The sequence below is a fragment of the Shewanella electrodiphila genome, assembly GCF_023283985.1.
Taxonomy (GTDB): domain Bacteria; phylum Pseudomonadota; class Gammaproteobacteria; order Enterobacterales; family Shewanellaceae; genus Shewanella; species Shewanella electrodiphila.
Window position 1 is genome coordinate 307,893 of record NZ_JAKIKU010000003.1, and the last position, 24,884, is coordinate 332,776.

Annotated in this window: 20 protein-coding genes and 2 tRNA genes; 6 read left to right on the top strand and 16 right to left on the bottom strand. The window is 39.6% G+C overall.

Features of this window, described 5'->3' with window-relative positions; translation table 11 throughout:
• Positions 1 to 83: 83 nt before the first annotated feature.
• The 5 genes from L2737_RS07350 to dapA all read right to left on the bottom strand — a co-directional run bounded on the left by L2737_RS07350 (position 84) and on the right by dapA (position 7,134).
• Complete coding sequence (locus tag L2737_RS07350; protein ID WP_248955303.1) at positions 84 to 419, bottom strand: Fis family transcriptional regulator; 336 nt, start codon at positions 417 to 419, stop codon at positions 84 to 86.
• A gap of 232 nt (positions 420 to 651) precedes the next feature.
• Entirely contained in the window at positions 652 to 3,747 is a 3,096-nt protein-coding gene (locus L2737_RS07355; RefSeq protein ID WP_102526086.1) for an efflux RND transporter permease subunit, read from the bottom strand.
• Positions 3,744 to 4,826, bottom strand: a complete 1,083-nt coding sequence (locus L2737_RS07360) for an efflux RND transporter periplasmic adaptor subunit (protein ID WP_248955304.1) — start codon at positions 4,824 to 4,826, stop codon at positions 3,744 to 3,746. Before L2737_RS07360 ends, L2737_RS07355 begins: the two co-directional genes overlap by 4 nt.
• A gap of 319 nt (positions 4,827 to 5,145) precedes the next feature.
• Positions 5,146 to 6,246: an NlpB/DapX family lipoprotein gene (gene bamC / locus L2737_RS07365; RefSeq protein ID WP_102526088.1), complete on the bottom strand. Its 1,101-nt coding sequence runs from the start codon at positions 6,244 to 6,246 to the stop codon at positions 5,146 to 5,148.
• Positions 6,247 to 7,134, bottom strand: a complete 888-nt coding sequence (gene dapA / locus L2737_RS07370; protein WP_248955305.1) for a 4-hydroxy-tetrahydrodipicolinate synthase — start codon at positions 7,132 to 7,134, stop codon at positions 6,247 to 6,249.
• Between the two features lie 355 nt (positions 7,135 to 7,489).
• Here dapA and L2737_RS07375 point away from each other — a divergent pair, with 355 nt between their 5' ends.
• Positions 7,490 to 8,017, top strand: a complete 528-nt coding sequence (locus L2737_RS07375; RefSeq protein WP_102526090.1) for a glycine cleavage system transcriptional repressor — start codon at positions 7,490 to 7,492, stop codon at positions 8,015 to 8,017.
• Between the two features lie 22 nt (positions 8,018 to 8,039).
• Entirely contained in the window at positions 8,040 to 8,510 is a 471-nt protein-coding gene (gene bcp / locus L2737_RS07380; protein WP_248955306.1) for a thioredoxin-dependent thiol peroxidase, read from the top strand.
• A 106-nt stretch (positions 8,511 to 8,616) separates the two neighbouring features.
• On the opposite strand, the gene L2737_RS07385 is transcribed toward bcp, so the two are convergent.
• The 6 genes from L2737_RS07385 to dnaQ all read right to left on the bottom strand — a co-directional run bounded on the left by L2737_RS07385 (position 8,617) and on the right by dnaQ (position 15,097).
• Positions 8,617 to 10,566, bottom strand: coding sequence for a cation:proton antiporter (locus L2737_RS07385; RefSeq protein ID WP_248955307.1), 1,950 nt, complete (start codon positions 10,564 to 10,566; stop codon positions 8,617 to 8,619).
• A 250-nt stretch (positions 10,567 to 10,816) separates the two neighbouring features.
• Positions 10,817 to 10,893 (bottom strand) — tRNA-Asp (locus L2737_RS07390).
• Between the two features lie 62 nt (positions 10,894 to 10,955).
• A tRNA-Asp gene (locus tag L2737_RS07395) sits at positions 10,956 to 11,032 on the bottom strand.
• A gap of 442 nt (positions 11,033 to 11,474) precedes the next feature.
• The gene (locus tag L2737_RS07400) at positions 11,475 to 12,695 is read right to left on the bottom strand and encodes a DcaP family trimeric outer membrane transporter (RefSeq protein ID WP_248955308.1); all 1,221 of its coding nucleotides are present in this window, start codon (positions 12,693 to 12,695) and stop codon (positions 11,475 to 11,477) included.
• Between the two features lie 333 nt (positions 12,696 to 13,028).
• The gene (locus L2737_RS07405; RefSeq protein ID WP_248955309.1) at positions 13,029 to 14,339 is read right to left on the bottom strand and encodes a TIGR03503 family protein; all 1,311 of its coding nucleotides are present in this window, start codon (positions 14,337 to 14,339) and stop codon (positions 13,029 to 13,031) included.
• 23 nt (positions 14,340 to 14,362) lie between these two features.
• A complete protein-coding gene (gene dnaQ, locus L2737_RS07410) occupies positions 14,363 to 15,097 on the bottom strand; it encodes a DNA polymerase III subunit epsilon (protein WP_248955310.1) in 735 nt (244 codons plus the stop codon).
• Positions 15,098 to 15,170: 73 nt separating this feature from the next.
• Between dnaQ and rnhA the strand changes: the two genes are divergently transcribed.
• Positions 15,171 to 15,644, top strand: a complete 474-nt coding sequence (gene rnhA / locus L2737_RS07415) for a ribonuclease HI (RefSeq protein ID WP_102528755.1) — start codon at positions 15,171 to 15,173, stop codon at positions 15,642 to 15,644.
• Between the two features lie 7 nt (positions 15,645 to 15,651).
• On the opposite strand, the gene L2737_RS07420 is transcribed toward rnhA, so the two are convergent.
• Positions 15,652 to 16,383, bottom strand: coding sequence for a class I SAM-dependent methyltransferase (locus tag L2737_RS07420; RefSeq protein WP_248955311.1), 732 nt, complete (start codon positions 16,381 to 16,383; stop codon positions 15,652 to 15,654).
• 367 nt (positions 16,384 to 16,750) lie between these two features.
• Here L2737_RS07420 and gloB point away from each other — a divergent pair, with 367 nt between their 5' ends.
• Together gloB and L2737_RS07430 are read left to right on the top strand one after the other, a co-directional pair.
• Complete coding sequence (gloB, locus tag L2737_RS07425) at positions 16,751 to 17,542, top strand: hydroxyacylglutathione hydrolase (protein WP_248955312.1); 792 nt, start codon at positions 16,751 to 16,753, stop codon at positions 17,540 to 17,542.
• A 143-nt stretch (positions 17,543 to 17,685) separates the two neighbouring features.
• On the top strand, positions 17,686 to 19,203 hold the full coding sequence (locus L2737_RS07430) for a LysM peptidoglycan-binding domain-containing protein (protein ID WP_248955313.1): 1,518 nt from the start codon (positions 17,686 to 17,688) through the stop codon (positions 19,201 to 19,203).
• A gap of 139 nt (positions 19,204 to 19,342) precedes the next feature.
• On the opposite strand, the gene L2737_RS07435 is transcribed toward L2737_RS07430, so the two are convergent.
• The 3 genes from L2737_RS07435 to L2737_RS07445 are packed head-to-tail and all read right to left on the bottom strand — an operon-like array spanning position 19,343 to position 22,255.
• Entirely contained in the window at positions 19,343 to 19,885 is a 543-nt protein-coding gene (locus L2737_RS07435; protein ID WP_102528751.1) for a BsuPI-related putative proteinase inhibitor, read from the bottom strand.
• Complete coding sequence (locus tag L2737_RS07440) at positions 19,885 to 21,702, bottom strand: AsmA family protein (RefSeq protein WP_248955314.1); 1,818 nt, start codon at positions 21,700 to 21,702, stop codon at positions 19,885 to 19,887. The genes L2737_RS07435 and L2737_RS07440 overlap by 1 nt, the downstream gene beginning before the upstream one ends.
• Positions 21,703 to 21,760: 58 nt before the next feature.
• Positions 21,761 to 22,255, bottom strand: coding sequence for a putative 4-hydroxy-4-methyl-2-oxoglutarate aldolase (locus L2737_RS07445; RefSeq protein WP_248955315.1), 495 nt, complete (start codon positions 22,253 to 22,255; stop codon positions 21,761 to 21,763).
• 172 nt (positions 22,256 to 22,427) lie between these two features.
• Between L2737_RS07445 and L2737_RS07450 the strand changes: the two genes are divergently transcribed.
• A complete protein-coding gene (locus tag L2737_RS07450; RefSeq protein ID WP_248955316.1) occupies positions 22,428 to 22,748 on the top strand; it encodes a hypothetical protein in 321 nt (106 codons plus the stop codon).
• Positions 22,749 to 23,047: 299 nt separating this feature from the next.
• Here L2737_RS07450 and L2737_RS07455 read toward each other — a convergent pair whose 3' ends face one another.
• Positions 23,048 to 24,694 (bottom strand): methyl-accepting chemotaxis protein, encoded by a 1,647-nt coding sequence (locus L2737_RS07455; RefSeq protein WP_248955317.1) that lies wholly within the window; start codon positions 24,692 to 24,694, stop codon positions 23,048 to 23,050.
• Positions 24,695 to 24,884: the final 190 nt, after the last annotated feature.

Below are 24,884 nucleotides of genomic sequence, written 5' to 3' on the forward strand. Positions count from 1 at the left end.
GCCTCTAATTCAAGTGACAATAGCGCAACTGCCAACATAACTTAAGTCATCTTTTCATTATTTAGTTGGTCAAATACCCAACCTCATTTCAAGCGCTGTGCCCAATTACCGTTATTCTGCGCCTCACATCGTGTTTCACTATCAAACACGATTTGTTTGGCTTGTACTTTAATGCCCTGTTGCAATAATTTATGGATGATTAAGTTTTGAATAAAAGCATCTTCTTTGCTCAACGCTAATTGAGTGAGCTGCGGATCATTTTCGAAAATACACACCACTTTTAACGACGCAGGGAAAGCATTGAAATTAACAGTATGGGTTAACCATTCAAACCCTGAACATTGCTCGAGTAATACCTCGCACACCTCTGTCAGCGTATCTCTAATTTGATTATCTAATTTTTTGTCGGTCTTTTTCATCTGCGCTCTACTTGGTACTTGATTGTGACAGCATATAGCTATTATCCATTGATTTTGAGCTTAGTCATTATTTTACGACTAACGTTAACTATCGGAACATATCACATGGGATTTATAAACAATGAGATATTCATTTATGCTTAGTAGTCATAAATAGAAAACAATAAAAAGCCAGTTACGAATAACTGGCTTTTAATTTGCTAATTAGCTCTTCAGTTTTAATTTAGCTTAATTAATCATTTGAAAGTTCTTGTTCAAGCTGTTTTGTGATCGCATCTGGTGAGCTGCTATTACGGGCGAATATGCTATACGCCACAGGTATCACAAGTAGTGTAAAGAACGTGGCTAACAATATGCCTGACAGTACCACCACACCAATAACAAAGCGGGTTTCAGCACCTGCTCCGCTTGACATAACTAAGGGTATTGCGCCAGCTGCTGTCGTAATACCTGTCATCAAGATAGGACGTAATCGCTGGGATGATGCTTGTATTACCGCATCATCAAACGCAATCCCTTTATCACGCAATTGGTTAGCAAACTCAACGATTAAAATACCGTTTTTCGCCGCAAGTCCCACCAGCATGATAATCCCGATTTGGCTGTAGATATTGATACTTTGATCAGTAAACCATAGGCCAATTAACGCGCCTAAAGTGGCTAGCGGAACCGTTAACATAATCACCATTGGATGCACATAACTTTCAAATTGCGCAGCCAACACCAAGAACACAATCCCTAATGCCAACACAAAGACAAAGTACATTGAACTACCAGAACTTTGATAATCTAAAGACTGGCCTTTGTAACTGATAACAGCTTCAGCAGGTAAATAAGTATCCGCAATATCATTCATATAATCTAATGCTTCACCCAAACTATAGCCATCGGCTAAGTTAGCCTCAATGGTAATAGCCCGCATTCGGTTATAGCGGTTAAGTGAACTGGCATCAGCGTACTCTTCCACTGTCACTAAATTTGATAAAGGAACTAACTCACCGCTTCGGTCTGAACGAACATAAATATTTTCAAGATCCGTTGCAGTGTTTTGATTTTCACGATTACCTTCAATAATCACATCGTATTCTTCACCATCGCGCATGAAGGTAGTGACTAATCTAGAACCTAACATCGACTCTAACGTGCGACCAATATGCGAAATTGATACACCTAAATCTGCTGCGCGATCTTTATCAATCGCCACTCTCAACTGCGGCTTAGTTTCTTTGTAATCATGATCAAGACCCGCAAGCATTTCGTTCTCACCTGCTTTTTCAATCATGATGTCACGCCACATTGCCAGTTCTTCGTAACTTGGGCCCCCTAATACAAACTGCACAGGTTTACCCACACCTCGACCAAAGGCTTGACGCATTATCGGGAAAGCTCTTACACCAGCTAAGTCAGATATACGCGAACGGATATCGGTAATGATTTCATTCGCTGGGCGACGCTCAGCCCAATCTTCAAGTACGATAATGGCCATACCATTAGAGAAGTCAGCACCAGATCCAAAACCACGTGGTGCGCGAATTAACAAACGCTTAATATCTCCAGATTCAACTAAAGGCATTAAGCGACCTTCGATTTCATCCATATACTTTTCAATATATTCAAAGCTTGCACCTTGTGGGCCATTAACCACTAAGAACATCGAACCGCGATCTTCTTGTGGTGCAAATTCTTGCGGGACTTTATTAAGCAAATAACCACTGACAGCAAATGCAGCAACAACAATTAAACCGATAAAATAAGGTTGTTTAATGGCTGATTGCAGATTGGACTGGTAGATATTAGTGACAAAATCCATCATGGCATCGACTTTACGCACTAACCAAGATGATTGACCCGCAGGTTTTAGTAACTTAGAACACATCATTGGGCTAAGTGTCAGGGCCACTAAGCTTGAAAACATCACAGCTGCACTCATGGTGACAGCAAATTCTTTGAATAGTTTTCCTAGATCACCATCAAGGAAACTAATCGGCATGAACACTGCGATAAGTACCAAGGTTGTTGCAACAACAGCGAATGCCACCTCACGTCCACCAAGGTATGCCGCTTTTAATGGAGAATCGCCTTGCTCAATTCGGCGGTGAATATTCTCCAGCATCACAATCGCATCATCTACTACCATACCAATGGCTAAGATCATCGCCAAAAGGGTTAATAGGTTAATGGTATATCCAAGTGTATATAACACGATAAACGTGCCCATAAGTGATACAGGAACGGTTAACGCAGGTATCAGCATGGCGCGCACGCTACCTAAGAACAAATAAATCACAATGATCACCAGTATCATTGCAATGAACAGCGTCTGATAAACTTCTTTAATCGATGCTTCAATAAATACTGAACTGTCGTATGAACGTTTTATCTCCATTCCTGCAGGTAATGTAGGATTGATTTCATCCACTAATGCATTGGCAGCACGTGCCACTTCTAAGGTATTTGAGGTAGATTGTTTAGACACCCCTAAACCAATCATTGACTCGGTATTACCACGGAACATAATCCGCTCTTCTTCAGAGCCAATTTGCACCTTAGCAACATCACCTAGCCTCACCAAATAGCCATCATTACCTTGTGTAATCACAAGATTGGCAAAGTCTTGTTCTGTTCTAAAACTTCTATCCACACGGACAGTAAAGTGACGCTCTTTAGATTCAATGGAACCCGCTGGTAATTCTACGTTTTCTGAGCGCAGCGCAGATTCAACATCGGCTACGGTCAAATTTCGAGACGCTAAGGCTTGTCGGTCAATCCAAATCCGCATTGCGTAGACTTTACCGCCACCTAAACGAATATTAGCCACGCCATCGACCACAGAAAAACGGTCAGTTAAGTAACGGCGCGCATAATCGGTGAGCTGCAATGTGGTCATTTGATCAGAGACCAAGTTTAACCACATGATGACTTCATCACCACCATTGGCTTTTTCAACCTCTGGTGGATCGGCTTCTTCAGGCAAGTTATCGAGTAAGCCAGAAATTCTGTCACGGACATCATTGGCAGCCGCTTCAATATCACGGCCAACATCAAATTCTAATGTGACAGATGAGCGCCCGTCACGGCTACGGGAGCTAACATGCTTAATCCCTTCTACGCCACTAATCCTATCTTCAATTAGTTGGGTAATACGGCTTTCAACAACCGAGGCACTCGCACCACGATAGCGGGTGTCAATCGATACCACTGGCGGGTCAATATTAGGGTATTCTCGTAATGGCAATTTTTCAAAAGACACTAAACCAAGAATGATAATCAAAATACTGATAACAGAGGCTAATACCGGTCTTTTTACAGAGATATCAGTTAAAATCATGCCGCATTCTCCGAACCAGCGACCTTGGCAAAATTAAATGCTTCAGCTGCTTCAGTTTTCACTTCATCGCCCGGTCTGACTTTAAGTAAGCCACGAATAATGACCGGCGTGCCAATTTCCACGCCGTCGATGATTTCTACCCAGCCACGATTACGGATCCCAATGGTTACCGGCTTTTGCTCTACCACATTTTCATCGTTAACTATGTATACGAACTGTTTAGATTGAATTGGGATAATCGCCGATTCTGGTAATAGTAAGGTTTCTCGATTTTGTTTAATCAGTTTTACTTTCATTAACATGCCTGGCAATAAAGCAGCATCGGCGTTATCAATGATGGCGCGCACAATCACTGCGCGCGTTGAAGGGTTAACGCGACTATCGATTGAAGTCACAACGCCCTTAAAAATACGGTCAGGGAAAGCGATGGCTTTTGACTCAACACTTTTGCCTAACTGTAATTCTTGAATAAAACGCTCAGGTACTGAAAAGTCGAGCTTAATCTTGCTGACATCATCTAAGGTGGTGATTTGAGTGCCAGGAGACACTAACGAACCGACACTGACTTGTTTAAGCCCTAAACGGCCAGAGAACGGCGCATGAATGGCTCTGTCTTCTAATGCCGCTTTAGCTTGCTCAAGTTCTGCGCGAGTGGTGTCGATTAAAGTTTGTAACCTATCTCGCTCAAGTTCCGCCACTGTTTTACTAGTCACAAGACTTCGGATTCGGTCAAGTTCGCGCAGATGGTCTTTCACTTTGACTTCTGCAGCTTGCACTTTGGCGAGTTGTTCACGGTTACGAAGTTGAACCAGTAAGTCGCCCTTCTGTACTTTTTCACCGTCGTTAAAATTGATTGTCGCAATTTGCTCAGTCACTTTAGGGGTAATGGTAATAGATTCGAAAGCCTTGTTTGTACCTATCGCTTCCACTTCATCACGCACAGGTAACATGGCAACTTTGGCCACTACAACATTCGGAATAGGTTTAACACGCTCTTTGGTGTTACTAGGAGATAGAGTCGATTGGTAGCCGAACCAAGCTAGACCTAATGCAACGAGTAATATAATTATTTTTTTCATCGGAATTCCGTTCGTCAAACTCATATACAAAATGTTAAAAGGATTGAAGCAAACGTTAGTTTACCCAGCAGCAAGCTGGTATCAAGGCGTTTTACCTTTACTTACAAAATACACATTTCATTAACACTCGGTTTTGTACGATTAAAACTGAATTACAGTTTACATATCAGCGGTTATCACCTCTTATGTAGATTAATTCAAACTAAATAACTGTATATTTAGCCAAATTAAGCATAAAAAAAAGAGACACATAAATGTGTCTCTTTGTAATAAATTGATGCATTTTAAAGCAACATCAAATAATTATTTACTTTATAGCCTATCGTACTTTACGGTCTGCTTTCATCGCTTCGCTTAATACGCGGTAAAGCTCAGTAATAACTTCGTTATCTAACGGTTCACCGGCAGCATCTTTGATAAAGATTTCTGTTTGTTCTTTGTCTGCTGTTTCAACAAGTTCAACACGATAGTTACCACGTTCTAACGGTAATTTATCTTCGCCCCATAACGAGCTCCAGAATCCGCCGCTTTCTTCAAGAACGATGTAATAAAGGCCTTTAGCTGAGTTCATATCAACAATATCAAAACCTAGCTCAGGCATGACGATACGCAAACGATCCCATGTTTTTGTATAATCTGCTTCTGCAATCCAGAAAGCGCCTCTTTCTTCAGTTTCAGCAACGAGATCTACATCAATCCCTAAACTCTGTTCAATACGGTCAGCTTTGATTTGCTTTTCACGCTTAACACTCATATAAGCAATGGTGTTATTGAGCATATCAATGGTGTAACGACGTTGGTCTTCACCGCTTAAAAAGATTTCTTGTTCTTCGCCGTCATAAGATTCTTCATGTTCTACAAGATCGATACTCATGCTACCTGAACGGCCATGAGGACTCACGTCAACATCGTAGCGGTAGCGTTGACGAAGTAAATAAACTTTGTCATCACCAAACCAGCTTGTTTCGATAACGTCTTTGTTCTCAATCCAACCCGTTTCGAGAACGCCAGCTTCATAATCTTCTTTTTCGATAGCAACATCGTACTTAGCTAAGAAGCCTTTAAGATTTTCGAACACTTCTTGCTTAAGGTCTTTTGTGCTTGCGATAGATTCAACGATAATTTTAATATTATCGGTGCCTTCTTCGACACGGGTACCTTCAGACATCGGCAGAACTAATAGTGGAGGACGGATATCTAAACGTTTACCAATCAGTTCTTTGTTTACGCCTTCACCAGCTTTAGGGATATCATATTCACGACTGTACGTCGGTTCAGTTAATCCTTCTGGAATGGTAAGAAGTGGTACTTCTTTGGCATTAGTAAAATCTTCACTACCATTTGCAACTCGACGATCTGTCGGCGTACTACACGCTGTAACGGCAGCAATCAGTAAAATTGGGGTGACTTGCTTCAACATTTATCGGTTTACCTCTATATGGGCTTGTTTCATCGCTTCTAACAACAGACCATGAAACTGCTCAGAAAGTTCAGTTAAAGGTAAACGAATATGCCCTTGACTGATTAAACCCATCTGATGTGCAGCCCATTTAACCGGAATTGGGTTAGCTTCACAGAACAAATGTTCATACAGTGCTTTCATCGGCAAATTAATGCTTTCTGATAGTGCATGATCGCCTGCTAATGCAGCGTCACACATTGCTTTGAATGATTTTGGTACAATATTATTCGCAACAGAAATTACGCCGTCACCGCCTAATAATAAAAAGTCACGAGCAGTAGCATCATCGCCACTGTATAACTTAAAGTCATTACCACAAAGTTCACGTAATTTAGCCACACGGGTCAAATCACCGGTCGCTTCTTTAACGCCAATAATGTTACTCACTGAAACTAATTCAGCTACCGTTTCAGGCAACATATCAACTGATGTTCTGCCTGGCACATTATATAGAATTTGTGGGATATCAGTACAAGCAGCAACCGCTTTGTAATGAGCAATTAAGCCCTTAGGTGAAGGCTTATTGTAATATGGCGTAACCCCAAGCATACCAACGATTCCTGAGTCGGCCATAGATTGGGTCAACTCAATGGCTTCAGCCGTTGCATTTGCACCGTTTCCACCAATAACAGGTATTCTGCCAGCAGCAAATTTAACGGCTTGAGCAACCACTTGTGCATGCTCTTTCATTGGCAGAGTCGCTGACTCACCTGTGGTACCCACGGCAACAATCGCATCTGTGCCTTGGTCAATATGAAATTCTACTAGTCTTTCTAGACTGCTGTAATCTACTGTGCCATCACTATTCATAGGTGTGATTAAGGCAACGATGCTTCCGTTTATCATCTAAATTCCCCAAGGTTTCAGGATTCGCTATGTTACTTATGCCTACTACTAATGACAAGCATTAACGGGGCTCTCAAATGCATTTCTACAAAACTGTAAAATTATCGACTTATTTAAACACTTTTTTAGAATTTATATCTTATTTAATACATGCAGAAATAAACTTTATTTCCTTACAAATCAATACTTATTAATTATTAGTGTCTCAACATACCACTTTTCAGGCAGTTTATAGCCTATTACGTACATACTTATGTGGTTTAGTTCTAGTTATGTTAGCATTACGCTCCGCAAAAAAACTTTGCGTTAGTTCGCTAGTTTACGCTCTATGATATCGAAAAAGTGAGGAAAATCCATGACCAACTATCTGGTCGTTACTGCTATGGGTGCAGATCGCCCTGGTTTAGTAAGTCGCCTAGCCCGTTTAGCCAGTGAATGTGATTGTGACATCGTCGATAGCCGTATGGCTTTATTCGGTAATGAGTTCACACTCATCATGATGATTTCAGGTTCTTGGGCTGCAATCACTAAGATAGAAACCTTGCTACCAGGCTTAAGTGTTGAGCTTGAGTTACTCACTGTGATGAAGCGTACCTCCAAACATACGCCTAAGAATTTTGTTTCTCGTATTGAAGTCAGCGTTAATGGCCAAGATCAGCGCGGCACGATGAAACGTATCACTGAATTCTTAGCTGATCGTTCTTTAGATTTAGCTGCTGTGCGTTCTCATGCTGATGATGACAACTTAACTCAAACAATTTTGTTCACGATTAACGTTCCTGAAAAAGTTGATCTAATAAAGCTTGAGAAAAGTATTCATGAACTCGCAACTGAACTCTCTTTAGATTGTTCAATCAATCATATGCAGGCAAGTGAAAAATAAAATAATTGAATAAGGACTTTACATGAATACCCTAACCGTTGGTGATTTAGCACCGCAGTTTTCTCTACAAAACCAATTTGATGAAACTATCTCTTTAACGGATGCATTAAAAGAGGGGCCAGTATTAGTCTATTTTTACCCAAAAGCGTCTACTCCAGGTTGTACAGTTCAAGCTCAAGGTTTACGAGACAGTAAAGCTGAACTTGCCAACCACAAGGTTACTGTTCTAGGGTTAAGTCCTGATCCTGTTGCTAAACTGCTTAAGTTTAACGACAAACAAGAGCTTAACTTCTCGTTATTGAGTGATGAAGACCACGCTATCGCCGATGCATTTGGCGTCTGGGGCGAAAAGAAATTTATGGGTAAAATCTATGATGGCATCCATCGTTTAAGTTTCTTAATTGGTCAAGACGGTAAAGTGGCGCACGTGTTTGATAAATTTAAAACTAAAAATCATCACGAAGTTGTCTTATCTGTTATCGCTGAGCACTAATCACAGAAAAGTATCACTTTGAATTAATTCAAATACTTATACTAACAGGCTTCGTTAACACGAAGCCTTTTTTGTTACTGATTATTGATTCATTATAAACTGACTTTTATTCCTGAGGCTTATGTTGACTGTTGGACGGTTTGTTATCCGTTGCTTGCGTTTCATTTTGCTCAGCTTGTTGTTTTTCCGCTTGCCCTTTTTCTGCTAGCAGTTTTGCTTCTCTATCAGCCACTTCTTTTAAGTTACGTTGGATGACATCCTGTTCTTGGGCCTCTTGTGGTAACAAGCTGATGAGCTCGATGCCTATCGGTAAGTCTTGTTCAATACCTGAGACAATTTTTACTTTTTGATCTTTAGTCAAATAAATTAATGGCATTGCAGTTTCGCCATAACGAGATTTAAAGTCTTCCAACGTAAAGTTTTCAGTGATGTTAGTCACCTTGATGACCGCACCTTTAGCCATATAACTGGCAATTCGTGCATATGAGACAGACTCACCAAATAAGCATAAACGTTGTAAATATGATTCAGACAATTGATGTCTAGCACTTCCGCCTTCAGCATTATTTAAACCATAAACTTTTTCACTGCCAAAATAGTCCTGAAAATGAAAACTCACTAGTGGATTTAATTGTCGATAAGGTGACAGGATTAGTACTCGGCCTATACCACTTAAGTCCATAAAGTTATCGGCATGCTCTGAAGCTGGGTTACCAAAATACACTGGAATATTTGCCATACGCGCTTGGCGGATATTATCCCAGTTATTATCAGCAAGCATGACTTTGACATTTTTCTCAGTTAACACTTTAGCTAACTCACGTGAAAATTTAGATGCGCCAAATAACAGTAAACCTTGTGACGAATCCGCTTTAACGCCTAAAAATTTAGCCCATGGGCCTGCAGTCAAACTTTGAATAACGACTGTACCGATAATAATTAAGAAAACTAATGGCACAATTGAGCTCGCGCCGTTAACCCCTATAGCTTCTAGTTTTATCGCAAATAGTGATGAGATAGCTGCTGCAACAATACCGCGTGGTGCAACCCAACTTAAAAACCATTTATCAGAGCGGGACAAGTTAGTGCCAATGCCTGAAATCCAAATGCTTAATGGTCTCGCCACCAGCATTACAACCATTAATACACCAATGCCACCCCAACCCAGATCTAACATGGCTGTTGAATTTAATCTTGCAGCTAATAAAATAAAAAGTGCAGAAATTAACAGCACCGTTAAAGTTTCTTTAAACTCTAAAATATCCGCAATATCCACGCCGCGCATATTGGCCAGCCAAATTCCCATTACGGTTACAGTCAGCAGACCTGATTCTTCTTGAATTAAGTTAGAACCAACAAACATGCCTAGCATGATGGTTAGCACAGCCGTATTTTTAAGATAATGGGGAAAGACATTGGTTCTTAACGCGACACCAATTAAATAGCCAGCTATAGCGCCCAAGCCAAAACCCAGTAGTAAAGTAATACCTAATGCAGACAATACATGAGTGGTTGGGTCTGCTGCGGCAGCAACTGCGATATATTCATAAACTAAAACCGCAAGAATAGCGCCAATTGGGTCTATCACAATGCCTTCCCATCGCAATATACTGGCAAGGTTTGATTTAGGCCTTACTGTTCGCAGCATAGGGACAATAACCGTTGGCCCTGTTACCACAACTAACGCACCAAATAACAGCGCCATAGGCCATTCAAAGCCCAATAACCAATGTGCAGCAGGGGCAATACATGCCCAAGTGATAAAAGCACCAAAAGTGACTAAATTCGTCACCATGCGGCCGTGATCTTTAATTTCTTTAAAGTTAAGCGTTAATGCGCCTTCAAACAGGATGACTGCAACCCCTAAAGAAATAATAGGAAACAGTAAATCACCAAAAATGGCGTCTGGATTTAAAATGTCTAAACCGGGTCCTAACAAAAGTCCACACAGCAATAACGGTAAAATTGCAGGTAATCGTAACTTCCAGCCGATCCACTGACACAATAAAGACAACACACCAATGAGTGCGAGCATGCCTGTGATGTGTTCCACCATGTATATATCCTTATAAAAGCGCTAACGTGCTTAGCTGTATCTTTGCCGATGTTCTTTGTATTTTACTTACAGTAATAAAATACTAAATACCTAAGTAGAGCAAGTGATAATTAATAGATTAGACGCATTTAATTAAAGATTCATTAACATCATAAGGTGTTGATTTGAAATACGTAAAAATTAAGCAAACTGTGAAAGGTAAATTTTGAGCACAAAAAAGCCCTTGTCATATGACAAGGGCTGATCTGTTTGGCGGAGCGGACGGGACTCGAACCCGCGACCCCCGGCGTGACAGGCCGGTATTCTAACCAACTGAACTACCGCTCCTAAACTGTGCTATCTGTTATGAACAGTATCAAAACAAATAAACATAATCTAAGTAACTTAACTGGCGGAGCGGACGGGACTCGAACCCGCGACCCCCGGCGTGACAGGCCGGTATTCTAACCAACTGAACTACCGCTCCACTTAAGTTGCGAAGAATAATAGAGATGTCGTCAAAAACCGTCAACCGTTTTTTTTATTTTTTTGTCTGTTTAGCCAAAAAATGTTCAACCAAGCTTAATTCATGAGCTTTTTGGATGTAAATAAACCAGTTCAGTGCCCTTCTTGTGATGTCATTATTTTTATCAAACAATAAAACTCACATCCAATAATTTTCTAATCAGTAATTAACCATGGGGTTACTCTCTTTTTTCAAAAGAAGAACCTATTTATTGATAAATACTTAATCAAGCGTGAATACTTAATCAAGCGTGAATACTTAAGCAAGCTTGAGTCCATAGCTGATCTACTGTCTGGTCAGCTATAGACTTTTATAGCTTGATAAGCTGCTTTAAAGCTCCTATCAATACTGCTTTTAAACATGAAAAAGCTAGCATTAAAGTGAGCAACAAAACGTTAAGCAGTTACAATACGTATTTAGCTGAAAACATAATGCGATTTAACTCTCCTTCATCGCCATTTTCTTTACTGTTTTTAGCGTACATGTACTCAACACCTACTGTCAGAGGCTTAACAGGTGAATAGAGTAAATTAACATAGCCAGAGTATGAGTCTTTATTGACCTCATCTGCCATCAAGCTGGTATTATTATCAGCACTAAAGGCTGAAGCTGTTAAGCTAGTACGCCATTTATCATTCCACCAGTGACGATAAGCAATAAAACCCCCATAGGATGAAATGGTGTCAATATCGCCATCAGCATCAATAACGCCGGCATTTACATAATTTAATGCCATATAACGACCTAAACCTTCTCCATATGTCGCTGTAAACTTTAAATCATCTTTTCCGACGGGAAGTATGCCGCTAACGCTTACACCGTAACCCATGGCTGTGGCATCTAACTGAATATCATTGATTTCAGTTTCTATATTGAGCTGTCTTGCAATACCGGCAACAGAAAACTTAGCCCCCTGCTTTGTTTTAATGTTATATCGTGCGACAACGTCTGGCACCATGCCACTACCACTCACAATTCTGCTTGTACTTTGATAAGCATTTAGTGTTGTTTCGGGGTTTTCTAATGAAAATTGAAACCCACCATTGGTATATCTAACTTGCGTTTGACGAACAAACGGTGTCCCTTCAGCAGCACCAACAAAATCAAGGTTTTCAGGTAACGCTGCAGGGTTTTGAAAAGTGGTCCAAGACTGGCCTACAGTCCAATTGTCAAAACTGACAAAGGCATGACGAATACGCGGCGAATAGCTATTAGAAACACGTTCATTGCCATCAGCATGTGTCATAAAATCTAACTCAATAAAACTCGTTAATTTATGATCGTCGATACTGCTAACCGTTTTAAAATTAAATCTTGATTCCCTAGCTTGAAAATCAACAACCTGACTGCCATTACCATCAACGCCATAGATAGTGCCAGGCACATAAAACTGCCTTGAGATTGAACCAGAGTCAGGTGCGCCATTGCTATAATCACTGAACATGGTATCGACTTTTATATAGCCGCCAAAGTTCACGTCAGTGTCATCAATCACTGATGCGCTTACATTTGTTGCGGCAAGTGCGCTGGCGACCACTAGCCCTATTAGGCTCAATCCTTTGTTTAATTTAAAAAATTTAACATCTGATGACTTTAGCTTGGCGTTAACTACACAGTTTTTCATTACATCACCTTATTTTTATTTATAACCTTCCATCGCATCCGTAAATGATGAGAAAGATTGGGATTTAGGAATTTTTAATATCCATGGTGTGATGATAAAACTGGAATTTGTTCCAAAATGTGGGTTACTAGAAGGTTTACAAAAAGAAACCCAGTCGTAACAAGAAAGTTAAAAGTGAGTCCCAAAGATTTGATATTAGTGATAAATGTCGCTTTTTGGATTGGGTACCATAATGTGAATAAGCTTTATTTAACACGCTAAATGATTAGCTAATAGAAGATTGATGGTGAGATGATTAAAAATGGAGCTAACATTGTAGCTCCACCGTAGTAGTTACTTTTCGTCTGGCATGGTTAAATCAAGATCATCAATGCTTGGTTCGTCAGTATTCTCAGCACCACCCTCTTGTTCCAAACGCAGTTTTGTTGCCGCTAACGCTTTGTTTAGCGCTTGTTTCTTGCGCCAAATAATTAAACCTAGAATGCCAATCACTAATAAACTGCCGTTGATGACTAAAATCCAGAAAATGGCTTTGTCTTTTGCTGCTGCCTCTTCTTGCGCTGCTTTAATCGCTGCACGCTGGGCTAACTCTTCGGCTGATGGTGGCGGCGCAGGGGGTTCAATTAAATTGAAAAACTGCTCGGGTAAGTCCAGCACAATCTCACGGCCTTCAATAGTCGTTGAGACTGCTGAGCCTTTAATTCGATAGCTGCCAAAGCCAGTGACCGATGGGATAGCGAGTAAGGTTTCAGCGAACTGAACCTCATTAAAGCTTATCGGTAACTTAAGGCCAGCTGGTCCGACAATATCAAAATGAAAATGAGTTTGTTCAAGTTGTAAAACGTCGTCATCAACGTTTAACTGAAGATGCCAAACACCGTTTAATTTATCTTCGGGTTCAATTACATCCACAGCAATTGGTTTTTCTGATAAGTAAAATGGGTAGCTAATTTCTCGTTGAAATATATTATTTCGGGCTTCAACCGTTAAGGTGTAATTCCCCCACGGTTGATTGAGGTTTTTCTTACCAGTAAAGATACCATCATCAGGTACTTCATCTAGCCCTTCGCCATTGTCTTTATAGGAACCTACGATGACAGTTCCAGTGGTAAAGTTTGCGTCAGTGTTTTTATGATGACTGGCAAACTTGACTGTCCACTCAATCATGTAATCAAGCCCGGGCAGCCTGACTGTTAATCCATCCCCTAATAAACGCGATGTCACTTTTAAACGCTCGCCTTGAAATAAAGGCTGTGGAATTGGCTCAACGTCAATTTCAAGGTTAGACACTTTTTGAATGGTTGAATTGGGCGCTAAACTGCCCAACAGCTGCCATGGACCAGGCATTGGCTTTTGGATTTTTATCATATCACCAGTCAATCCATCAACCCATTTGACAGACTCAGGATGCCTATCGGCATACCATTTAGAACCATCGGGTAATATGACAATAACGGGCGCGGAGCCGTATTCACGTTGCACTAATAATGTCAGTTCATCGACCATATGATCAATTCTGAACCTATTTTTAAGTTCAGTGGCCTGTGTATATGGCACAGCTAACGCCAATTGAGAAAAGGTGCTCACAATCAGTATTAGCAGTGACAATGCCAGTGACATTAAATACGGTTTAATTCCATTCATTACTTGCGCTTTTACCTTAATTTTTAGGCTTCACCTCTCCAGAGGCACTTCCCCGATTTCTTGACTAAATCAAGACGTTCGTCATGTAATACTAATTCATCGGCCGTAGCTGAGATCACTTTAAGATTAAACTCATTTTGATCAATTAATTGTATCCCACCACCCTCTTGCCCCGCTTTTTCATTGGACAAATTAAATTTAATTTGTCCGCCCGTCATGATCAGATAAACATCTGCAAGAATTTCGGCATCTAATAACGCGCCGTGATAGGTACGACGAGACAGATCGATACCATAACGACGACACAGGGCATCAAGGTTGTTCTTTTGCCCAGGGTGAAGATGTTTTGCAACGGTTAATGAATCGAGAATGCCACAAATATCAGCAGTTTTGGGGCCGATGGGTTGAAGATTTGCAAATTCATGATCCATGAAGCTGATATCGAACGGCGCGTTATGTGCGACGATTTCAGCCCCATCAATAAAGTCGATAAATGCTTGGGCTACTTGATGAAAACGAGGCTCTTTTGCTACTCGTTCATCAGTGATGCCATGTACTTCAATTGCTTCAGGATCAATAAGCTGACCAGGGTTAATATATTGATGGTAAGTTCTACCGGTTAATTTACGGTCAATGACTTCAACACAACCAATTTCAATAATGCGGTGACCAATATAAACAGGCCCGCCTGCTTGGTTCATACCCGTTGTTTCTGTATCTAAAATAACCTGGCGACTTGCGCTAGAAATAATATTCATAGGTAACTCAATTAATAGTTGTGTATTTAAGTATAATTGCCGCAATTAATACGTATTGTATGGTAACAATTTGATGTCAGAACTAAAACAAATCAAAATTTATACTGATGGCTCATGTCTGGGTAATCCAGGTCCTGGCGGATACGGTATTGTAATGAAATATAAGCAGCAAACCAAAGAATTGTCTGACGGATTTAAATTGACCACTAATAATCGCATGGAATTATTAGCCCCAATCATAGCATTAGAAGCCTTATATGAACCGTGTAATATTATTTTAACGAGTGATAGCCAATATATGCGTCAAGGGATCACGCAATGGATCCACGGATGGAAAAAAAGAGGTTGGATAACATCCACTAAAACACCCGTTAAGAATGTCGATTTATGGAAACGCCTCGATGCAGTCAGTCAAATTCACCAAATGGATTGGCGCTGGGTTAAGGGTCATGCTGGACACGCTGAAAATGAACGCTGTGATGATTTAGCTAGGTGGGCTGCAGAAGCTAAACCGGAGCAAGAAGATGAAAACTATAAGCCTGAATAAATTTAACTTAGTTTGGGTTATTTAATTTATTTGAATGACCCGTTCTACCTGCTGTTGATGCTGGCGCCCATTGAGGTGCCCGCGCTTTTTTCTTTTCTCTAATCGGTGTCAAAGGTGACTCCATTTTTCGCGCCACAATAAGATAAACACTGCCAATACCAGGAAGCCATCGCTCAATTCGGTTTTGCCACCAAGCACCTTGGTTAATATCGCCAATAAGTGGATGATATATAAATCGTTCATCTTGCAATATTTTATAACCCAAAAGCCCTAGCCAATCTTTGACCCTTGCAGGCATGAAGAATTGTCCAGACCAAGGAAGTTTTGTTTGATATTTAGGCATAACCTTTCCAATAAATGCAGTGCTCACCGGATTAAACCCGCAAATAAAGATATAACCACCGCTGATCATCACTCTATCGACTTCCCTAAGTAACCGGTAAGGATCTTGTTCAAACTCTATAAGAAAGCTCATTAATACCGCATCCATAGAACCACTATTGAGCGGTAAATGGTGGGGGTCAGCAATGATTGATGCTCCTTCTCCATCGTGAATAGAAAAATGACGAGCAATGTTGCAGTGTAAACTGGAGATTTGATGGCTAAGAGGGCCAAGTTTAAGTAAATGATAACCGAATATTCTTGGCCACCAACTAGCCAGTTGCTGCTCAACTGCTAATTGGATCTCATCACCACAAGGTAATTGATGCCATTGCTGCGGTTTCTCATTTTTTGACATGAACAATAACCCTTTAAGATTGTAACGCCTCACTTGAGTATAACGATTTTTGAATTTTTTTGAACTAAAGTCCCTAAGGCGATTCAATAAATTATGCTATTGAGAGCAGTAGGTAAATTAAGCTGAATTTTCGAATCTCTGGACTTTCGCTACCAACATGCGAGCCGCTCAAAGTTTAACGATCAATACCAATTCTGTATCAACATATGCTCTTCATTTCTAGTCTGTATTTCCGCTTTAATAGATGATTCAATCAAGGCAATTTGTTCAGATAAGGTATACAAGACTCTCAAGTAGCAGGCCATTATTTGGCGTCTCTAAGATAATCCGTTAATCTGTAGCTTCATCTATTATCAAGGTTGCTTTCATGCTCTCAGTTATTACCATCCCAGCTTTTAATGACAATTATATTTGGCTTTTCCATCAAGTTAATTCTAACAAAGCTTATGTGGTCGACCCAGGTTGTGCACAGAGTGTATTAACCTATTTAAATCAAGCTGATGCTCAAGGCAATAAACTAGAATTAGTGGGTATTTTGATTACCCATCATCATGCTGACCACACCGGTGGTATCGCTGAACTACAGCAAGCTCATCAACAGCAGTTAGCGGTATATGGCCCTAGCAAAGAAACAATTAGTGGTCTGACTCAATTAATCGAACATGATCAGACAATGTCACTACCCCATATAAGCAGCCCTGTTAAGGTCATCGAAGTGCCAGGCCATACCCTTGGTCATATTGCTTATTCAATAGAGGACACCTTATTTTGTGGCGACACCCTTTTTAGTGGCGGCTGCGGACGATTATTTGAAGGAACGGCTGAACAAATGAGGGCTTCTTTAGCGAAACTATCATCCTTAAATGCAAATACAAAAGTCTATTGCGCCCATGAATATACCCAAGCAAATTTAGCCTTTGCCATCGCTGTTGAGCCGAATAATAGTGCACTGCAGCAATATCAACAGTCAGTTCACAAGGCAAGAGAGAACAACATTTCAACAATCCCTACTACTATTGCAACAGAATTAGCAATTAATCCATTTCTAAGAAGTAATTGTACAGAAATCAAACAATCTATTTCTGAACAATTTAATGTAGAGAATCCGACCGATTTACAGACATTTACCCTATTAAGACAATGGAAAAATAATTTTTAAAAATACTGACAAAGCCAAGCAAACGTAACTAAGCAAAGACATTAAGCGTGTTTTGCTCTACAATGCCGCTTTAATTTTGACCAATACTTTAGGCTTACAACCTTGTTAAGCCTGTTTTGCAAGACTTAGGAATATTGTTTTTGATGCACAAATCTTTATATATTTTTATTGGTGGAATGGCCTTTTTAACAGGTTGTCAAACTCTTACAACACCAAAACCGACCCCAGAGCCGATTGCTATTCAAAAGCCTGTAGAGCCTGAAGATACTATCGTAAAAGTTGAAAAACCAGTTGAAATTACCGATGTATGGCAGCGTATTAGCCTACAAATGGAAATGCCGATAGATGATCATAAACTGGTTAATCAGTATCGTGACTGGTATCTGGCTAACCCTAGACACTTGGAAATTGTTTCAAAACGTGCTGAACCATATCTTCATTACATTGTAGAAGAGCTAGAAAAGCGTGATATGCCAATCGAAATCGCATTATTACCTATTGTAGAAAGCTCATTCGACCCTTCAGCTTATTCAGCAAGTGCTGCGTCTGGACTCTGGCAATTAACCTCACCTATCTCCAATCATTTTGGCGTAAAGAGTGACTGGTGGTACGACGGTCGCCGTGATGTGCCAGCTGCAACGATTGCCGCATTAGATTTTCTTGAATACCTGTACGACCGTACAGGCGAGAACTGGTTGTATGCCATTGCAGCTTATAATACTGGTGAAGGCCGTGTAAATAATGCAGTGCGCCGTAATAAAGCTGCAGGTAAAAGCACAGAGTTTTGGGCTTTATCATTACCTAGAGAAACACAGCGCTATGTCCCGCAGTTAATTGCCTTATCTGACGTTATTAAAAATGCTGAAAAATATGGCATTAATCTAACACCTATCAGTAATGAACCTCATATCGCCATCGTTGATATCCAAAGTCAGATGGACTTAAAGCTTGCTGCTGATTTAGCAGATATGAATATTAATGAGCTTAAAAGTTTAAATCCTGGGCTTGACCGCTGGGCGACATCACCTGATGGTCCCCATACTTTGGTTGTGCCTTACGACAAAAAAGATGTTTTTGAGCAAAAGCTTGCCCAATTAGATCTAAAATCAAAGCTAAATTGGCATCGCTATAAAATTCAATCTGGTGATACGGTCAGTCACATTGCGAAACGTTTCGATACTTCACCCTCGTTTATCCGTTCTAGTAATAACCTAAAGAACAACAATATCCGTGCTGGCCGATATCTTATAATTCCAGTTCCACCTGAAGGGGCTGATTTAACAACCGATGAGCTATTAGCACAAAACCAGTTAACACCTAAAGCGATGACGTATACCGTTAAGTCTGGCGATTCATTATGGGTTATTGCACGTCAGTTTGATGTCTCTGTAGATGCGTTAATTCGCTGGAATAGATTACCTAAAAATGGCGCATTAAGCATAGGTAAAGTACTGACGATTGGCAGTGCAACGTCTAGTAATGCCACAGAGCGTACGGTTAATTATAAAGTGCGTTCAGGGGATTCTTTAGCACGTATCGCTAATCGGTTTAATGTCTCAGTCGATGACTTAATCAAGTGGAATAAGCTGCATAACACTAAATACATTCAACCAGGTCAAATGTTAAGACTCGTTGTTGATGTGAGTAAAGTGAACGCGTAACAGTGTTAATCTACTGAAGTGATGATTGTCGATGAATACCACATTCTATAACATTCAATAGCACAACTAATAAAAACGGCCAGTGAAATCACTGGCCGTTTTTTATTTCATGCATACTAAATCAGTTCAATAAGCTGTTTTATTTAACGATAAGCGGCGTTGAACCTGCATTGATTAACGGTAAGCTACTGCCTTCGGCTTTACCTGCAAATTTTACTTCAAAGCGATAACCAGGGCCTGAAACTTTTTCCATAATCGCAGCAGGAACACTGAATCTAGATTTAATCGTTTGTGCTGGTGCTAACGTCACATCTCTTAACGCTTGGGTGTACATCATATCTTGCGATGATGACCATACCTTTTGCCCTTTAGGATCGTATAACCACAAATCAGCTGTCATTCCCGAATTAAATCGTAGATTAACACTACGACTTTGGCTGTTAGTGACTGTATGTGTCAATGACATTGCTTTACTTGGATCGGTATATTCTTTAGCTTCTAAAAAACCGACTAACAGTGTTTCAGCCATTGTTGAGACTCCAGCGCCTAACATAATTGTTTTGGCTTGCATTACGGGTTTTACCTCTGCTGCTGCCTCTTTGCTGTTTTGTGCTGTAACATCGGTACTTGTCGCACTACAACCTACTAACAGTAAACTTAAGCAACCTATAAAACGTTTCATTAAAACCCTCCTAATTTTTTAAACAAGCTATCTTTTAGCTTATCAGTTTCACCTTTTAACTTAGCATCAAACAACGCGCTAGTATCAATACCAAATTTAGGGTCTTGCATACTGCCTTTAATGGTTAAAGGTATATCCACACCAGCTAACGCATCGCTGCCACCGCCTTGACCTGCAAGTGAACCAACGACAGATGTCGTAAGTTTATAATCAACAGTTTGCGAGTCAATATTGGCACTACCATTACCAGCTAAACGTATTAATGGCGAAGCCATTGATAAATCTGGGTTAGTAAATACCGCATTTTTCAGTGAATAAGAACCGGTTAAACTGGTGAAGTCAGTTTTGAGTTCTTCATCATTTTTAGCTGATAAATCCCCTTTTAACTTATCTTGAGCACTACGGATCATTTGCGGAATATTCACCCCGTAAAGCGAACCATCAGCAATAGCAAAATCACCATTTGCTAATAGGTTTTTCTTCAAGTTGTCAGGGATTAAACTCTTACCAGAACCTTTGACATTAAAATTTGCAGCGCCAGAAATTAAATCAATATCAGCAGCATCTTTTAATAGCGGACGGAATTGTACCCCTGAAAGCGTTTGCTCGAAATTGTAACTTGCCACTTTTTGGCGTCCATCAAGTTTTGCTTTAGCTGTGATACTACCCTCGTACAAATTAGCTGAAAAATCACTCAGATTAGCAATACCATCTTTCACAGTCGCTTTCATTTTCCAGTCTTGAGTTAATAAATTTGAAACCTTTATCGACTTAACCGTCATGCCTAAGGTTAAATCAATCGTTTTAAGCGCCGATAAATCGGGCTCCTCGGCAGGTGTTGTTGAAGCAACTTGCTCTGTTTCTTTGGTTTCAGTTTGTTCACTTGCTGGCATTATGGAATCAAGGTCTATATCACCAAAATCCATCTGCACATTAATTTTCGGGATCTTATTGCCATAGTTCACTTTGATGTCACCAGTAGCATTAATATCCATTGCTGACAGCTTACTAATTGCAACCTGAAGCGTTTGCGAATCAAGTGCAACATTAATATCAGTGACTAGTTGGGTTGATAACTTCTTATTGGGGATACTGTCACCGGCTACATCAGTATTGATAGAAAAACCACTTATCATCACTTTCGATAAATCATGTTGCACAGTCAATTGGCCTTCGCCGTTACTATTTACCGTCATATCAGGCATCTGCGCTGAAAAATCATAAGCAAAATCAGCAGCATTGCCTAACGAGAATTCACCTAAGGTTAAGCTATTTAACATGAAGACTTGTTTGGTATCACTAGTCTCATCAATGAGGTTAATCCTAGTATTGGTAATTGATACGCCACCGATTTGTAGGCTTTGAAGTTGCAAATCGCTTTTTTCTGAAGGTGCGGCTTCTTCTTTAGGTTCTGTGGCAGACTTGTCACCACTAAGACCATCTAAACTGTTAGCGCCATCTTTTTTTGTCACCATGTTAAGTGTCAAACCATCTAATGAAAGCATGGCAATTTCAACTTCTTGGCTTAATAGCGGCATCAATGCCACATTGGCAACCGCTTCATTGATTTCAACAAAAGTCGCTGGGGCGAAGTTCTCAGGGTTGGACAATGTTATTCCGCCCAAGTTAATGCCGATAGAAGGAAAGAAACTCCAACTTAAATCATCTTTAATAGCAAACTCACGCCCAGTTTGTTCTTTTACCGCATCTACAATTTGTGGTTTAAAACTATTGAGATCAAAAAATACCGTTAAATACACAACCAGTATTAAAATCAAACTAGCCATAATACCTAATAGCCATTTAAGTGCCTTCATGTTTGCATCCTTGTAAGCAAATTGAAATTTAATGAGAAATTCTGTTCTATATATGAGTTTAGCTTAATACCATTAAATCTAAAGGTTTTTCAGAGACTGCTATACCATTTTTATCGGCATAAACCATCATGTTAGGTTTTATTGTGACTCCAGCGATTTCAATATCCGCATTCACTAGGCCGACATCTTTTTTATCGGTTTTGATTGGGTTACTCGCAAGTGCTTGAACACCAATATCAATAGTAGCAAGGGTGCCAACATCACGCACTGCGCCATAAATAATGATCCCTTCCCAATCATTATTTGCTGCAGATTCAGCAATCATATCACCTAATAACGCACGTCGGCATGCACCGCCACCATCAACGACTAGGACTTTTCCTTTACCTGAACTGGCTAATGTTGATTTAACTTTTGAATTATCTTCAAAACACTTAACCGTCACTATTTCGCCATAGAAAATAGTTTTACCACCATATGTATTCCAATTCGATTGAACCAAAGTCAGTTTATCTTCGTAATAATCAAATAAATCAGGCAATAAATCTAACATCTCACACTCCATGTACTAATTTAATAAGACTATCATTAATATAAACGTGTATAGCTATTGAAACAATTCATTAATCTGAATAGACTGTCGCTATAGTTGATTGTTCATGGATGAAAACACTGCAATATCCTTATTGCTATTCATTAACCCACCTTTCTAAGTAGTTTTCAATATGACAGATATTAATTTACAAAATGTTATTAATGCTTTCGATGAATTAGATTTTGAAAATCGTACCACTAAGAGTTTAGAGAATGCTCGTAACAGAGTTCAAATGAAGACCTATTTGTCTTCTTTAGATTACAGCTTACGTCGTATCAAAATTCTTGAGGAAGTCGTTTCTGAGTTAGTTGAAGAAAAGCAAACCGAACTCGTAAAACAAGAGCATATTCAGACATATAAAGCCAAAGTTATTCAGCTTTCTAGAGAGTTCAAAATCTCTTATCAAGATGTGTTAAGTATTATGTTGAAATTAAAACAAGATGAGAAATGAATACAAAGTAAGTTATTCACTCAACTCTGAAGATATTAATTATATTTTATTCAGATAAAACTGATGTCTTTGGGAAAATGAAATTTCTAAAATACAGCATTAAATTATCTTAAATATAATCATCAATATCCGCTGTAGCAATTTGCCTATCGTTAAACTCACTTAAAATAATATACCAGATAAACATATGACCTAAGTGAGTGATGACTTTTATAAAGCGAGTTAGCTTTTACAGTTAATCCTGTCATTGATATAAAATTTGTATCAATGACACAAAAGCTGAGTATTCGAAAAAGCCATTAGACTTTAAAATTACCAACAATACTTTCTAATTGAGTAGAACCTTCTGCTATTTGTATACTGCTATTAGAAAGTTGTTCATTGTGAGTTTTATTTTCAACAGACATGTCATTGATTCTTGTAATGTTCATATTAAGTTCAGATATAACAGCGCTTTGCTCTTCAGTTGCGCCAGCAATTTGAATGTTCATTTGCGATATGTCACCAATCGCTGTTTTAATCGAATTGAGTGCAGCTTCTACTTTTTGGGTTTCTGTCACCGTTTCATCAGATTGCATTATCGCGCGTTCGACTGACTGGTTAACATTTTCAATAGCTTCTCTGATAGCATCAATAATGCCATTAATTTCGCGGGTAGAATCTTGAGTTCGGCTCGCTAATGTTCTTACTTCATCAGCTACAACTGCGAAACCTCGACCAGCTTCACCTGCTCTTGCTGCTTCAATCGCTGCATTCAGAGCCAATAAGTTAGTCTGTTCCGCAATACCTACAATAACATCCAATATTTGCCCTATTTGGCTGGAACTGACCTTTAATCCTTTCGCTACAGTTTCAGTTTGTTGAAGTTCCGTGGATAAATCACCAATTTTCACTATCGCATTATCAACAATCTCAGCCGTTTTATCCGCTTCGCTATCAGCAACATTAGCACTTGATGCTGCAGCTTGGGCGTTTGATGCCACTTCAGCTGCTGTCATCGACATCTCATTAATTGCAGTGGCGACATTTTCAGTTTCCATTTGCACGTTGGAAGATATTTGATTGGCCTGTGAAGAAATAGTCGATAAATCATTAGCCAGGGTATGACTCTCTGACACAGAATCCGCGACCGAGGTCACTAACTTCTGAATTTTATCAGTGAAAATATTAAAATTTTGCGCGATTTGATTTAATTCATCTTGACCAGCTTCAGACAACCTTAATGTTAAATCCCCTTCGCCTTTAGCAATATTCTCAAAAGCAGTAATGGTTTGCGACATGGGTTCAGCAATACTGCGAGTAATGACAAACAAAATAATGATGATTGGCAACCATACAATCAATAAAAGTATTAAATATTGCATAGCAAATTCTGTCTTTTGAGCTTGGATATCATCGATATAAATGCCGGTTCCGATAATCCATCCCCATGGTTGAAAACGCTCTACCACACTCATTTTAGGACTAGGTGAATCTTGTTCTGGCTTATTCCACATATAATTCACAGTGGCATTCTTAGCGGAGTTTGTACGTTCAATCATTAACTGGAATAAAGGAACATTATCAGGATCACGCATTGATAACACGTTAGTATCGATTAATTTTTTAGCGAAAGCATGCTGCACCATTATCCCATCAAGGTTGATAGTAAAAAAATACTCATTGCCAGAATAACGTAGTTCATTTAGCGCTGTTATTGCCGCCGCCTTTGCTTCAGCCTCGGTTAATTTTCCTTCTTGTGACTGCTGATGAAACTGCGAAATAACTGAACTCGCTACCCCAACCAAAGAAGTTAACTTCGATTCTTTTTCTTGTACTAGAACATTATCAATACGATTAAAAGCGAAGAAGAACATTAGGATAGTGGCAAATGCAGCCACGATAATCATTGCTAGTAAGCGATTTGCAATGCTTGTTTTACGAAAGAAAAGATAGACAGCATTCATGATATATCACCGTATTCTTATAATAGGGATTAGATCACATGCGTGATCACTGTGAGGCTTCCCAGATCAAATACCACTTAATTAAGTTTAGAAATACCACACCTATACAATCGACCATATATGGGAATTATTTAGGGTTTAACGCTACAAATATCTAAATAAAAATATTATCGATAGATCTAGTCTGTTT

Excerpts from the sequence above, each read along its gene's own strand:
- L2737_RS07350 (WP_248955303.1), bottom strand. The coding sequence starts at position 419 with ATGAAAAAGACCGACAAAAAATTAGATAATCAAATTAGAGATACGCTG.
- L2737_RS07355 (WP_102526086.1), bottom strand. The coding sequence starts at position 3,747 with ATGATTTTAACTGATATCTCTGTAAAAAGACCGGTATTAGCCTCTGTT.
- L2737_RS07360 (WP_248955304.1), bottom strand. The coding sequence starts at position 4,826 with ATGAAAAAAATAATTATATTACTCGTTGCATTAGGTCTAGCTTGGTTC.
- bamC (WP_102526088.1), bottom strand. The coding sequence starts at position 6,246 with ATGTTGAAGCAAGTCACCCCAATTTTACTGATTGCTGCCGTTACAGCG.
- dapA (WP_248955305.1), bottom strand. The coding sequence starts at position 7,134 with ATGATAAACGGAAGCATCGTTGCCTTAATCACACCTATGAATAGTGAT.
- L2737_RS07375 (WP_102526090.1), top strand. The coding sequence starts at position 7,490 with ATGACCAACTATCTGGTCGTTACTGCTATGGGTGCAGATCGCCCTGGT.
- bcp (WP_248955306.1), top strand. The coding sequence starts at position 8,040 with ATGAATACCCTAACCGTTGGTGATTTAGCACCGCAGTTTTCTCTACAA.
- L2737_RS07385 (WP_248955307.1), bottom strand. The coding sequence starts at position 10,566 with ATGGTGGAACACATCACAGGCATGCTCGCACTCATTGGTGTGTTGTCT.
- L2737_RS07400 (WP_248955308.1), bottom strand. The coding sequence starts at position 12,695 with ATGAAAAACTGTGTAGTTAACGCCAAGCTAAAGTCATCAGATGTTAAA.
- L2737_RS07405 (WP_248955309.1), bottom strand. The coding sequence starts at position 14,339 with ATGAATGGAATTAAACCGTATTTAATGTCACTGGCATTGTCACTGCTA.
- dnaQ (WP_248955310.1), bottom strand. The coding sequence starts at position 15,097 with ATGAATATTATTTCTAGCGCAAGTCGCCAGGTTATTTTAGATACAGAA.
- rnhA (WP_102528755.1), top strand. The coding sequence starts at position 15,171 with ATGTCAGAACTAAAACAAATCAAAATTTATACTGATGGCTCATGTCTG.
- L2737_RS07420 (WP_248955311.1), bottom strand. The coding sequence starts at position 16,383 with ATGTCAAAAAATGAGAAACCGCAGCAATGGCATCAATTACCTTGTGGT.
- gloB (WP_248955312.1), top strand. The coding sequence starts at position 16,751 with ATGCTCTCAGTTATTACCATCCCAGCTTTTAATGACAATTATATTTGG.
- L2737_RS07430 (WP_248955313.1), top strand. The coding sequence starts at position 17,686 with ATGCACAAATCTTTATATATTTTTATTGGTGGAATGGCCTTTTTAACA.
- L2737_RS07435 (WP_102528751.1), bottom strand. The coding sequence starts at position 19,885 with ATGAAACGTTTTATAGGTTGCTTAAGTTTACTGTTAGTAGGTTGTAGT.
- L2737_RS07440 (WP_248955314.1), bottom strand. The coding sequence starts at position 21,702 with ATGAAGGCACTTAAATGGCTATTAGGTATTATGGCTAGTTTGATTTTA.
- L2737_RS07445 (WP_248955315.1), bottom strand. The coding sequence starts at position 22,255 with ATGTTAGATTTATTGCCTGATTTATTTGATTATTACGAAGATAAACTG.
- L2737_RS07450 (WP_248955316.1), top strand. The coding sequence starts at position 22,428 with ATGACAGATATTAATTTACAAAATGTTATTAATGCTTTCGATGAATTA.
- L2737_RS07455 (WP_248955317.1), bottom strand. The coding sequence starts at position 24,694 with ATGAATGCTGTCTATCTTTTCTTTCGTAAAACAAGCATTGCAAATCGC.